This window comes from Arthrobacter sp. TB 26 (assembly GCF_000427315.1).
In the GTDB taxonomy this organism is placed as follows: domain Bacteria; phylum Actinomycetota; class Actinomycetes; order Actinomycetales; family Micrococcaceae; genus Arthrobacter.
Window position 1 is genome coordinate 1 of sequence record NZ_AUPJ01000276.1, and the last position, 11,234, is coordinate 11,234.

11 protein-coding genes are annotated in these 11,234 nt (G+C 68.4%); 5 read left to right on the forward strand and 6 right to left on the reverse strand.

The window, feature by feature from the left end; all coding sequences use genetic code 11:
* Positions 1-20: 20 nt before the first annotated feature.
* From K789_RS0109850 to K789_RS0109865, 4 genes are all read right to left on the reverse strand, one after another.
* Positions 21-866 (reverse strand): phosphotransferase, encoded by an 846-nt coding sequence (locus tag K789_RS0109850; RefSeq protein ID WP_024366609.1) that lies wholly within the window; start codon positions 864-866, stop codon positions 21-23.
* Positions 867-870: 4 nt separating this feature from the next.
* Positions 871-2,340: a peptide MFS transporter gene (locus tag K789_RS0109855; RefSeq protein ID WP_024366610.1), complete on the reverse strand. Its 1,470-nt coding sequence runs from the start codon at positions 2,338-2,340 to the stop codon at positions 871-873.
* Between the two features lie 103 nt (positions 2,341-2,443).
* The gene (locus K789_RS0109860; protein WP_024366611.1) at positions 2,444-3,556 is read right to left on the reverse strand and encodes an alcohol dehydrogenase catalytic domain-containing protein; all 1,113 of its coding nucleotides are present in this window, start codon (positions 3,554-3,556) and stop codon (positions 2,444-2,446) included.
* Positions 3,557-3,661: 105 nt separating this feature from the next.
* Positions 3,662-5,107, reverse strand: coding sequence for an amidase (locus K789_RS0109865; RefSeq protein ID WP_024366612.1), 1,446 nt, complete (start codon positions 5,105-5,107; stop codon positions 3,662-3,664).
* 303 nt (positions 5,108-5,410) lie between these two features.
* On the opposite strand from K789_RS0109865, the gene K789_RS0109870 reads away from it, so the two are divergent.
* The 3 genes from K789_RS0109870 to K789_RS0109880 all read left to right on the forward strand — a co-directional run bounded on the left by K789_RS0109870 (position 5,411) and on the right by K789_RS0109880 (position 7,048).
* Positions 5,411-5,737, forward strand: coding sequence for a rhodanese-like domain-containing protein (locus K789_RS0109870; protein ID WP_024366613.1), 327 nt, complete (start codon positions 5,411-5,413; stop codon positions 5,735-5,737).
* An 18-nt stretch (positions 5,738-5,755) separates the two neighbouring features.
* Entirely contained in the window at positions 5,756-6,736 is a 981-nt protein-coding gene (gene pheA, locus K789_RS0109875) for a prephenate dehydratase (RefSeq protein WP_024366614.1), read from the forward strand.
* 93 nt (positions 6,737-6,829) lie between these two features.
* Entirely contained in the window at positions 6,830-7,048 is a 219-nt protein-coding gene (locus tag K789_RS0109880) for a hypothetical protein (protein ID WP_024366615.1), read from the forward strand.
* Here the strand turns inward: K789_RS0109880 and K789_RS0109885 are convergent.
* Positions 7,045-8,109 carry a diacylglycerol/lipid kinase family protein gene (locus K789_RS0109885; RefSeq protein WP_024366616.1) on the reverse strand — a complete coding sequence of 355 codons (1,065 nt, stop codon included), beginning with the start codon at positions 8,107-8,109 and terminating at the stop codon, positions 7,045-7,047. The genes K789_RS0109880 and K789_RS0109885 overlap by 4 nt on opposite strands.
* Positions 8,110-8,187: 78 nt before the next feature.
* Here K789_RS0109885 and serS point away from each other — a divergent pair, with 78 nt between their 5' ends.
* Together serS and K789_RS0109895 are read left to right on the forward strand one after the other, a co-directional pair.
* Complete coding sequence (serS, locus tag K789_RS0109890; RefSeq protein WP_024366617.1) at positions 8,188-9,468, forward strand: serine--tRNA ligase; 1,281 nt, start codon at positions 8,188-8,190, stop codon at positions 9,466-9,468.
* Positions 9,469-9,569: 101 nt separating this feature from the next.
* On the forward strand, positions 9,570-10,442 hold the full coding sequence (locus K789_RS0109895; RefSeq protein WP_024366618.1) for an HAD family hydrolase: 873 nt from the start codon (positions 9,570-9,572) through the stop codon (positions 10,440-10,442).
* 18 nt (positions 10,443-10,460) lie between these two features.
* Here K789_RS0109895 and K789_RS0109900 read toward each other — a convergent pair whose 3' ends face one another.
* Entirely contained in the window at positions 10,461-11,060 is a 600-nt protein-coding gene (locus K789_RS0109900; RefSeq protein ID WP_024366619.1) for a MarR family transcriptional regulator, read from the reverse strand.
* Positions 11,061-11,234: the final 174 nt, after the last annotated feature.

Below are 11,234 nucleotides of genomic sequence, written 5' to 3' on the forward strand. Positions count from 1 at the left end.
GGCGGCACGCGCGCGGGCGCCTAGCGGCTGAGCGCGTCCAGCAAACGGCCGGCGTTGGCCTCCAGCCAGGCGCCGCGGCGGCGGATCATGCCGCCGACGCCCTCGTCCCACATTCGGGCCCAGCCGCCGCCGAGAACGCGTGCGTTGTGTTCCATCCGCTCGTAGCTCAGCGCCGTGGCCTCGATCCCGAAAGCCGGCAGCCGCCGTCGTTCCCCGGCATCCCAGCCGTAAGCGTCGGCGAAGATCCGGAGCCGCCGGAACGGGTCCGCGTCTTCCCATCCCGGCCACCCGTCGGCCGGGTCCCGAAGCGGAACCCAGTGCATGGCGGTGTTGAAGGAATCCTTGAAAGCCGTCGTCGGGCCGGCCAGGTCGAAGTCCACGATGCCGGCGGCACGGCCGTCCCGGACCACGACGTTCTGCGGTGTGACGTCCAGGTGGCAGACGAGATCCGCTGGATCCTGGCGGACCGGGCGGGGCGGAAACGGGTGCCCGTCCGGCAAGAAGCCGGCCGAGGCCCCGTGCAGCCGGCGCAGCAGCTGCGCCACGGATACCAGGAGCTCCTCGGCCCGGACCCACGCCTCCGGGACCGGACCGGCGCACTGACCGGGCAGGAAAGTCAGCACGTCCCGGCCCTCAGCGTCCCGGCCCAGGAACCGCGGGGATCCGTCGAAACCGGCGTCTTCCAGCCAGTCGAGATACGCGGCGACGGCCAGGGACTGCGGCTGGTGCGGGCGGCGGATGGTCCCGCCAACCCGCACCACACCGTCGGTGACATCGCCCGCCGGCATGAGTTCGACGTCGGACGCCTCGCCGGCGGCGAGGACGTAGACGCGGGACTCAAGCGGTGCGCGGTGCCTGGAGCTCATCGGGTCAGCGTACGCCGCCCATGAGCTTCTTGATGGCCGGCGAGGCCGCGGCCAGGCCAACGGCCAGCAGCATCGCGGTGCCGCCGATGCCGATGAAGTACGGCAGTTCGTCCTCCGGGTTGTACAGCCCGGACAGGATGCCGGCCAGCGTGGTGCCCAGCGAGACGGAGAGGAAGAACAGCGCCACCATCTGGGTGCGGAACGCCTCCGGCGCCAGCTTGGTGGTCACGGACAGGCCGATGGGGGACAGGAACAGTTCCGCGAGGGTGAACAGGAACAGGATCCCGACGAGTGCCAGCAGCGGGGTCTTGCCGTCCCCGGCCAGCGGGATGAAGGCCAGGAACGCCAGGCCCATGACAAAGAGGCCGATCGAGAACTTCAGCGCCGAGCCGGGCTGCCTGCGGCCCAGACGGGTCCAGAGCGCAGCCAGAACGCCGGCGAAGATGATGATGAACACCGGGTTGATGGATTGGACCCAGGCGGCCGGCATTTCCCAGCCGAACAGGTTCCGGTCCAGCTTCTCCTCCGAGTACACGGCGATGAAGGTGAACTGCTGCTGGAACAGGGCCCAGAAGGCGGCCGAGGCGATGTACAGCGGGATGAATGCTGCCACCCGGCGCCGTTCCATGCCGTTGACCTTCTTGCTGCTGAAGATCAGGCCGAAGTAGAGCACGGAAGCGCTGATCGCCGCGTAGGCCATGGACAGGGCCAGGTTTTCGGCATTCACGATGCCGGTGGCCAGCAGCACGGCGATCACGGCGGCGATGGCGGCGAAGCGCAGGCCGTACTTGGTGCGCTCGGCGGCGGGCAGCGGGTTGTGCACCCAGTGCGCCTCCTCGGGCAGGTTCTTGCGGCCGAGCGCGTAGATGACCAGGCCTACGGCCATGCCGACGGCGGCGGCGCCGAAGCCCCAGTGGAACCCCTGGCTTTCCTGCAGCCAGCCGGTGACCAGCGGGCCGATCAGTGCGCCCGCGTTGATGCCCATGTAGAAGATGGAGAATCCGGCGTCGCGGCGTTCGTCCTTCTCCCGGTAGAGGCTTCCCACGAGGGCGGTGGCGTTGGCCTTCAGCCCGCCGGAGCCGACGCCGACCAGCACCAGGCCGGCGATCAGGCCGGGAATGCCCGGCACCAGGGCGAGGGCGATGTGGCCGGCCATGATCAGGACGGCGGAGCCGAACAGCACCTTTTCGGAGCCGAAGAGCCGGTCCGCGAGCCAGGCGCCCAGGATGGTGGAAAGGTAGACGCCGCCGCCGTAGGCGCCGACGAGGCCGGCGGCCAGGCCCTGCTCAATCCCCAGGCCGCCCTCGGCGGCTGTGAAGTACATGTAGTAGAGCAGGATGCCCTGCATGCCGTAGAAGGAGAAGCGCTCCCACATCTCTACGGAGAAGAGGCTGGCCAGCATCTTTGGGTGGCCAAAAAAGGACGTATCGCCCGGCGTTGTAACGGGGCGATCGGATAAATGAGTAGTGCTCATTTACTTAATGCTGACAGTGTGACGCGCGATTGTCACATTCGCGGCGCCGCGGGGCAAGTCATTCGCCGGGTGTTTTGCCCGCCGGTTCCGCCCCCGCGCCGGGCTAGCCTGCGTCGAACATAATGACCTGGCGGACCGCTTTGCCGTCGGCGAGCTGGTCCATGGCCTGGTTGATGTCCGCCAGGGCGATGCGGGACGAGATTAGCTCCTCGACCGGCAGTTTTCCTTCCCGCCACAGCTGCGCGTACTTCGGGATGTCCCGGGCCGGTACTGCGGAGCCGAGGTAGCTGCCGACGATCGTGCGGGCCTCGGCCGTGATGGTCAGCGGCGAGATCTGGGCACGCGCGTCCGGGTGCGGCAGGCCCGCGGTGATCGTGGTGCCGCCCACCGCGGTGGCGGCGAAGGCGGTCTCGAAGGCGCGCGGGTTCCCGGCGCATTCGATCACGTACCGGGCCTTGATGCCCTCCGCCAGGACCTGCTGCGGGGTGTAGGTTTCGTGGGCGCCCAGGCGGCGGGCGTGTGCCAGCTTTTCCTCGAGCGTGTCCACGGCGACGATCCGCGAGACCCCCTGCGAAACCGCCGTGATCAGCGCGGCCATGCCGACGCCGCCAAGTCCCACGATCATGACACTGTCCTGCGGCCGGGGCCGGGCCGCGTTCAGCACCGCGCCGCCGCCGGTCAGCACGGCGCAGCCGAGGACGGCGGCGACGTCCGCCGGGATGTCATCACCGACCGGGACGGCCGAGGCGCGGTCCACAACGGCGTGGGTGGCGAAGCCGGAGACGCCCAGGTGGTGGTAGATCTTTTCGCCGCCGCGGCCCAGGCGCATCGATCCGTGCAGGAGGGTACCGTCGCCGTTGCTCTTGGACCCCGCGGTGCAGGGGAGCCGGCCGTCTTCGGCGCAGTTCGCGCAGTGTTCGCAACGGGGCAGGAAGGACATCACCACGCGCTGGCCGGGCGTCAGGTCCGTGACGTTCGAGCCGATCTCGACGACGCGCCCCGCAGCCTCATGCCCCAGCAGCATCGGCACCGGGCGGACCCGGTTGCCGTCCACCACGCTCAGGTCCGAGTGGCAGATACCGGCGGCCTCGATCTTCACCAGGATCTCGGTGGGTCCGGGGCCCTCCAGCTCCAGCTCGGAGATGGTGATGGGTCTGGAGTCCGCGTACGGACGGGGGCGGCCGATTTCCTCAAGTACTGCACCGGTGATCTTCATCGATCCCTCTCGTGTGGTTTCCAGACGGGTCATGTCCTGACCTTGCTCAGCTAAACCGTATCGGCACCTGCCCGCGAATTCACCGACGGCCCGCGGGCAGTGGGGCTAGAACCCCAGTTGCGCGGCCAGTTGCAGCAGCAGCGCCTCGGAACCCATTGGCCCGATCAGCTGGATGCCCATCGGCAGTCCGGCGCCCTTCGCCCCGCCGGTCCAGTGCACCGGAATGCTGATCGCGGGCAGCCCGCACACGTTCACCATGGACGACCAGGGCGCGTACTCGCACTGCTTGCGGTAGTCGCCGTCGGCATCCCCGGCCCATTCCGCGGCCGGCCAGTAGCCGTCGCCGTGGGCCGCCCCGGTGAACCAGCCCACCGGGCGGGGCGTCTGGGCCAGAGCAGGCATGAGCACCAGGTCCCAGGCGGCGTACTGGGCGATGGTGTCGTGCTGGAAATGGCGCAGGAAGCTGAGGGATTCGGCGAGTTTCGCGGGCCCGCGCTGCTGGGCGCGGCGCCGGAAGGTGCGCGTCAGCGGGGTCAGGAGCGCCTCTCGCTGGGGAACGATCCGGGCATCCCCGACGGCGGCGGTCCAGGCCGTCGTGAAGGCGGCCGGGTAGCGGTTGTCGTAGCGGATGGAGGCGTCCGCGGTTTCGTGGCCGGCCGCCTCCAGCAGCCGGATGCCTTCGGCGAGGGCATCGAGTGCCTCGGCGTCCGGGGTGAAAGGGAAGATCGTCTGCCACGGGCTCTCCAGGCTCACCCCGATCCGCAACTTGGGCGGATCCTGGGCGGCCAGGTCAAGGTAGCTGGGGGAGGGGACGGCGGACTCACCGGTTGCGGGTGGGCCGGGCACCAGCGCATCGAGCAGCAGAGCGGCGTCCGCCGCGGATCTGGCGAGCGGGCCGGACACGACCAGGCCAGCGGGATCGCCGGTGCTCTCACCCGCGGGGACCAGGCCGCGGCCCGGCTTCAGGCCCACGAGCCCGCAGGCCGCGGCCGGGATACGGACCGAACCGCCGCCGTCGGACCCGGGCGCAAAGGGAATCAAACCGGCGGCCACCGCAGCGGCGCTGCCGCCGGTGGATCCTCCCGAGCTGCGGCTGAGGGCATACGGGTTCCGGGAGGGCGGCGCGACCCGGTTCTCGCTGTACGCCGTCAGTCCGAATTCCGGAACCTGGGTCTTGCCCAGCGAGATCACTCCTGCCTGCTTGAGTGTTGCGACGAGGGCTCCGTCGGTCAGTGCGGGTTTGTGGTCCAGTGCTGCGCTGCCGTGGGTGGTCACGACGCCAGCGACGTCCGTCAGGTCCTTGAAGGCGACCGGCATGCCGTGCAGCAGCGCCGGTTCGGTCCCGTCCCGGGCGGCCCGGGCGTGGGCCTCGTCCGCCCCGGCCGCGTCCAGCAGGGCCTGCTCCGCGGTGACGGTGATGAAGGCGCCAAGGTGCCGGTTCTCAGCGGCAATGCGGTCCAGGAAATGCCCCGTGGCCTGCCGCGACGACAGCTCGCCGGAACGCAGTGCGTCACGAAGTTCCACGGCGGAGAGCTCATGGATCTCAGCCACGCTGGCCCCGCCCCCGCGGATCCCCGGTGGGACATGCCCAGTGCTGGTGCGGGCCCTCCGGGGGACATGCCCAGTGCTGGCGCGGGCCGGTGGACATAGTGGGATTGTGCCCAGTGGTTGCGGCCGGGGGAGGGCATGTCCAGCGGGCGGGGAGGGAGCGGGCCGCCGGAATCGCGCGACGGTCAGCTGCCGGGGGTCTCCTGTGCGCCATCCCAGAAGCGTAACCTGCTGCCGGGTAAGGGTGCGGCACCGGCGGCTGGCGATACGCTGGAGGCAAACCATGCATTCTGCGGAAGGACGACCATGAGCGACTTTGATACCGTGACCGTGTCCGACATCCCCGAAGGTGCCAGGATCCTCGACGTCCGCGAAGACTACGAGTGGGTCGCAGGCCACGCCGCCGGTGCGCTCCATATCCCGTTGGACCAGCTCCCGTCCCGGCTCGATGACCTCGATCCCGACGAGGACCTCTACGTTATCTGTCGCACCGGCGGCCGTTCCTTCCGCGCCGCCCAGTGGCTTACCGGACAGGGATATTCCGCCCTGAACGTGGCCGGCGGCATGGACCAGTGGCTGGAAACCGGCATGCCGCTGGTGTCCGACAACGGGCTCAAACCCGTCATCCTGTAGTTGAAGAGAGAAACGCCGATGTCCGCAGCACCTGTCACGTATACCTTCCTCGGACCCGCGGGCACCTTCACCGAGGCAGCCCTGATGCAGGTTCCCGATGCGGCGGAGGCCATCCGCGTACCGTCGTCGAACGTCAATACAGCGCTGGACAAGGTCCGCGACGGCTCGGCGGACGCGGCCATGGTGCCGATCGAGAACTCTGTGGAGGGCGGCGTCACCGCGACCCTGGATGCGATCGCCACGGGACAGGAACTGCGCATCCTGCGCGAAGCCCTCGTGCCGATCAGCTTCGTGCTGGTGGCCCGGCCCGGGACCCGGATCGAAGACATCCGCCGGATCTCCACCCACGGCCACGCCTGGGCACAATGCCGGCTCTGGGCTGAGAATAACATTCCGAACGCGGAATATATCCCCGGGTCCTCCACAGCCGCGGCGGCCATGGGGCTGCTGGAGGGCGACATCCACTACGACGCGGCAATCTGCGCCCCGATCGTGGCCGCCGAGCAGCCTGGACTCAGCGTGCTGGCGGAGAACATCGGCGACAACCCGGGGGCGGTCACGCGCTTTGTGCTGGTTGGCCGGCCCGGCCAGCTGCCGGAGCCCACCGGAGCGGACAAGACCACCGTGGTGGTTCCGCTGCCGGAAGACCGCCCCGGCGCCCTCATGGAGATCCTCGACCAGTTTGCCACCCGCGGCGTGAACCTCAGCCGGATCGAGTCACGGCCCACGGGCCAGTACCTGGGCCATTACTTCTTCAGTATCGACGCCGACGGCCATGTGGCGGACGCCCGGGTGGCGGATGCCCTGGCAGGCCTGCATCGGATCAGCCCGGCCACCCGCTTCCTGGGTTCCTACGGACGCGCCGACGGGCACCGGACCATCGTGGAGCCGCACACCTCGGACCAGGCGTTCCGGGCGGCGCATGCCTGGGTCAAAGACATATTGTCCGGAGCATCTGTGGTGCCGGAATATACCTCCAAGGCTTCGCCCACAGCGTAGACAAATGCCACATGAGGCACTTCCGCCCCTCTGAAACTGTGCGTATGCTTGCCTGATCCATATTGGGGAAGTCCTCTACCGAGGGAGCAGGTCATGGCAGATACCAGCCTTGAAAATGACGGCCAGGGAATGATCGTGAATCCCAAGCCGACCGCCGACAACCAGGACTGGGACGGCGACGACGCCGACCGTGCAGACCGGCTGCGCTTCGAAGAGGAGCAGGCAATGATCCGCGAGCAGTCTGAAGCGCGCGCCGCCAAGGCAGCCGCGGAAGCGAAAAAAACCGCCGCCGCGAAGGAAGCCAGCGCCTAATCTCCCTCGGTGCCGTCCTTGACCCGGACGAGCAGCGAGCCGGGGGCAACCTGCACGGTGACTTTCGTGGCCTCGCCGGTCGGATCGCCGTCGACCTGTGTGGGCATCGGCTCCGCACAGCGGATGGTGATTTTTCCGGAGCGGTAATACGCCATCACCGGCAGGTTTCTCTTGTGCTTCAACACGATCTTCCAGTACATCGCCAGCCAGCCGATCGCGCTGCGCGGACTCATGACCACAACATCGAGCATTCCGTCATCAATCATGGCCTGCGGGATGAAGTCGATCCCGCCGGGGATCAGGCCGCAGTTCGCGAACAGGACGCTGCGGATCTTCCGGCTCTGCTCCGGCTGGTCGTCCAGCGAGATGGAGACCTTCTTGCGGCGGCCGGGGAGGTGCCGCACGCCCGCTTCGGTGTAGGCGAGCCAGCCCACAGCCTTTTTGAGCCCGTCGTTGGTGTCGCCCACGACTTCGGCGTCCATGCCGATGCCGGCAATGACCAGGAACGTGTGCTCCGCTGACTCGTTGGTGCGGGAATTCTCCACCCTCATCCGCGCCGTATCGATGAAGCGCTGGTGCCCGAACAGGGCGGTTTCGATGCTTCCGTGCAGGTCGCCCACGTCAAGGTGGATATTGCGGGCCAGCAGGTTGCCGGTGCCGAGCGGGATCAGGCCCATGGCGGTGTCGGTGCCGGCGAGGATGTCTGCCACCACCCGCACGGTGCCGTCACCGCCGCCCACGAGGACGACGTCGGCCCCGTACTCGACGGCGGCACGCGCCTGTGAGAACCCGGGGTCCTCGGCGGTGGTATCGAAAAACCGCGGCGGCACCCAGCCGGCCGCGGCGCACGCATTCCCGATCAGGGTGCGGGCCTCGTCCGACCGGGCCTTGATCGGGTTCATCACCACGGCCACTTTCTGCTGGCCAAGGCCCGGGCTGTGCGTTTCCTCCCACACGGCGCTGCGGGTGTGCCTGGCCTTGAGCTTGCGCACTCCCCACCAACTGGAGACGGCAAACGCCAGGACTCCAGCGATGACGAGGTACAGCAGCCAGTCGCGCATTGTGCTCCAACACTATCCCGCCGCTGGCCGGCTGCCTGATTGCCCGGCATTGGTGGCCGGATTGGATACTCTTGTCAGGTGATCGACGTAAAAGACCTCAGCGAAAATCCGGACAAGTTCCGGGCCAGCCAGCGCGCCCGCGGCGCCGATGAATCCGTGGTGGACGCGATCATCTCCGCGGACGCGGCCCGGCGTGCCGCCCTGATCCGCTTCGAAAACCTGAGGGCCGAGCAGAATGCCTTCGGCAAGAAGGTGGCGCAGGCCAAGGGGGAGGAGAAGCAGGCCCTGCTGGCAGAGGTCAAGGTCCTCGCCGGAGAGGTCAAGGCCGCGTCCGCCGAAGCCGACGTCGCGCAGGCCGCCCACGAGGAACTGTTGCGCGGCATTCCCAATCTCATTGAGGACGGTGTCCCCGAGGGCGGCGAGGATGACTACATCGTGGTCAAGACCGTCGGCACCCCCCGCGAGTTCACCGATTTCGAGCCCAAGGACCACCTGGAAATCGGTGAGCTGATCGGCGCCATCGACATGGAGCGCGGCGCCAAGGTGTCTGGTTCCCGCTTCTACTTCCTGCGCGGCGCCGGAGCCCGGCTGGAAATGGCGCTCCTGCAGATGGCCATGGAACAGGCAATCGACGCCGGCTTCGTGCCGATGATCACCCCGACCCTGGTGCGCCCGGAAACCATGCAGGGCACCGGTTTCGACGTCAAGCACGACGCCGAGATCTACCGCCTTGCCGAAGACGACCTGTACCTCGTGGGCACCTCGGAGGTGGCCTTGGCCGGCTACCATGCGGACGAGATCCTGGACCTCTCCGCGGGCCCGATCCGCTACGCCGGGCAGAGCTCCTGCTACCGCCGCGAGGCCGGTTCGCACGGCAAAGACACCCGCGGCATCATCCGGGTCCACCAGTTCAACAAAGTGGAGATGTTCATCTACACAACGGTCGAGGAGGCTCCGGCCGAGCACGCCCGGCTGCTGGCTTGGGAAGAGGAGATGCTGGCCAAGTGCGAACTGCCCTACCGGGTGATTGACACCGCTGCCGGAGACCTCGGCAACTCCGCAGCCCGCAAGTTCGACTGCGAGGCCTGGGTTCCGACGCAGGGCGCCTACCGCGAGCTGACCTCGACGTCCAACTGCACCACCTTCCAGGCGCGCCGGCTCAACATCCGCGAACGCGTGCTGAATGAGGACGGGGCATCCAAAGGCACCCGTGCGGTCGCCACGCTCAACGGCACCCTGGCCACCACCCGCTGGATCGTGGCCATCCTGGAGCACCACCAGAACCCGGACGGCTCCGTCAACATCCCGCAGGCACTGCAGAAGTACCTCGGCGGCATGACGGTCTTCCCGGTCATCTGAGCCGCAGCCGGCACGGGCTTCAACAGCTGTTCACCCCGGATTCACCGCGCGCTGTGGCCTGCGTCCTAGCGGCTGTCGGGGGTGTCTGCTCTACTTATTGGATGACAACATTGACTGAAACCTCAGTCGCCGGCAACGATGACCGGCGAGACAACAACCGGAACAACCAGAACACCACAGCCCGCAAGCTGATGGTCGCGCTCGACGTCGACGGCACCCTCGTGGACCATGACGGCCACATGTCCGTCCCCGTCCGCGAGGCCGCCCAGGATGTTGTGGCGGCCGGCCACCACGTCACCATCGCGACCGGCCGCTCACTTAACGCGACGCTGCCCATCATTGAGCACATCGGCATCGAAAACGGTTATGCCGTGTGCTCCAACGGCGGTGTCACCCTGCGGCTGGATTCCAGCCTGTCCGACGGCTACGAGATCGTGCACAAGGCAACATTCGACCCCGGCCCCGCGCTCCGCGCACTGCGGAAGCGGCTGCCGTCGGCCAAGTACGCGCTGGAGGACGAGGACGGCAACTTCCTCTCCACCGAGCGCTTCCAGGATGCCAGCTTCGGCGTGGAGGCCATCGGCGTCGACTTCCAGACCATGCTGGAAGCCACCGCAGTGCGGGTCGTGGTCTTCAGTTCCGAGAACACCCCCGAGGAGTTCAACACGGCCATCCGCCACATCGGTCTGGCCGGCGTGACCTACTCGGTGGGCTGGACGGCGTGGCTGGACATCGCGGCCGCCGGCGTGACCAAGGCGAGCGCGCTCGAGCACCTCCGCGGCCGGCTGAGCATCGAGGCGCACCACACCGTCGCCGTCGGCGACGGCCGCAATGACATCGAGATGCTCACCTGGGCCGCCCGCGGTGTCGCCATGGGCCAGGCACCCGAGGAGGTCATCGCCGCAGCGAACGAGGTCACCCACTCCGTTTTCGACGACGGCGCCGCCCACGTGCTGCGCAGCCTGCTGCTCTAGCCAACGCGGGGCGTCGGGTCAGCGGACTTCGAGAATGAGGCCCAGAAGCCTCGCCGCGGCGGGCCGCGCCGCATGCTCCTCATTCCACTGGGCCCGTGCCACAGCCTTGCTGACAGCCTGGGTGGTGATCCCGAGTTCCTCGGCCACCGCCTTCTGCTGTCCGCGGACCCCGGGGGTCAGCAGGTCCAGCACCCGCCATTCCGCGGGGCTGCGGTCGTGCACGATGTGCCCCAGCAGCCGCAGCACGGCCTCGGACTCCGCGGCGAGGTCGGCCTGCGGGCCCTCCACAGCGACCGGGATCCGGTCCTTGCCGCTGCGCAGCCGGTCGACGGCCCGGCGGGCATAGATCAGCCCGTGGCCGGAGGCGTCCTTGATCTGGTTCGGCAGGGGCTCATTGACCGGCCCGACGCCGATGCCGACGTACCAGCTGCCGGTCCGCAGGGCGATCATCGCCGCGTCCACGGCCTGCCGGGGGCTGTCCACAATGCCCTGGACCTCGTCCTCCACGGAACGGTCGAAATCGAGGCGCGCCGGGATGTGCCGCAGGTCCTTGAGGAGCTGCGGCACGCAGTCGCCGTCGCGCCGGCTGTCGGTTTGGTTGATCGTCAGCGTGAACATTCTGGATCCACACTACCCGGTGGAGGCAGTCAGGCAAGCGCCCCGGCCCAGGGCCCCGGCACAGTCCCAGCCGCAGCTGACCGGGCGGTCAGGGGAGCGGAATCTGGTGCCGGAGCGACCCGCGGAAGGTCGGAATCCAGACCCCCTGCCGGCCGGCCTCAGCCGGACTGGCTC